This window comes from Azospirillum mesophilum (genome assembly GCF_053470405.2).
Genome location: NZ_JBPXMQ020000120.1, coordinates 1 through 901, shown reverse-complemented (window position 1 = coordinate 901; position 901 = coordinate 1). Strand labels below are relative to the sequence as shown.

Genomic DNA, 901 nt, shown 5'->3' with positions numbered 1-901 from the left:
TTCTTCCCGAGGGACCCGCCCCAAGGGGCGGGACGGAAGGGCCTTGCGCGGACCAAGCCCGCCGGCACGCTGGAGGCAGACGGGCGCACGCCGACCGCCCTAGCGCCACATTCCAGTCCGAACCCTGAGCGACGATAAACTGCCCGGCTGTCTCATTCGCGTTGACACGTACCGGGGCGGCCGCTGTTTGCCGGACGGCGTGGCGCACCTCCGGGGGCACCATGGCCGAGAGCGGGGCATCAGGTGGATTTGTGCCGGGCGCGGCACCGGGGGCCACATGCTCAGAGGCGGAAGGCTGATTGGTGGGCTGAGACATTGGAACCTTCGGAGCTTCGACATCCGCTGGTTCGCGCAACATAGTTAATGCATGTTTACCATGTTGCCGAAAAATAGCCACTTCGCCGCCCGTACCATCTCGGCGCTGCCCTGGGTCCGTTAGACAGCCGACGCCCCGACGCCTTGGAGTGGGTCGGTCCCGGCGTTGGCCGGCTGGTCGCCGATGCCGTTGTTCAGTGCCCAAATGGCTGCTTGGGTGCGGTTGGAGGCGTTGATCTTGCGCAGCAGACTCTTCAGATGGACCTTGACCGTCGCCTCGGTGATGTTGAAATGGATGGCGATCATTTTGTTGGATTGGCCTTTGATCAGGCAGCACAGGATCTGCATCTCGCGCTCCGTCAAGCCTTGCCGTTCGCCCGGTCCCGGCATGGGCGCCTTCTGTGGATTGTTGCGCAACAGAAGCTCGGAAAGGTCGGTGGGAAACACTTTCTCACCCATCATCACCAGCCTCAAGGACTCCGTCAGGGCCATTCAAAGAAAGCCGTTCTTGACGGTTGCAATGGTGGCACAGCGATCTTCGGCGCAGGCCATGCGGACGGCGGGGAGTGGGGCGCCGAAGAGATTG

At 63.0% G+C, this 901-nt stretch carries 1 pseudogene; it reads right to left on the bottom strand.

The features are described from left to right. Positions 1 to 435 precede the first annotated feature (435 nt). Positions 436 to 804: pseudogene (locus ACSVC7_RS32700) on the bottom strand (LuxR C-terminal-related transcriptional regulator); the annotation flags it as partial. Positions 805 to 901: the final 97 nt, after the last annotated feature.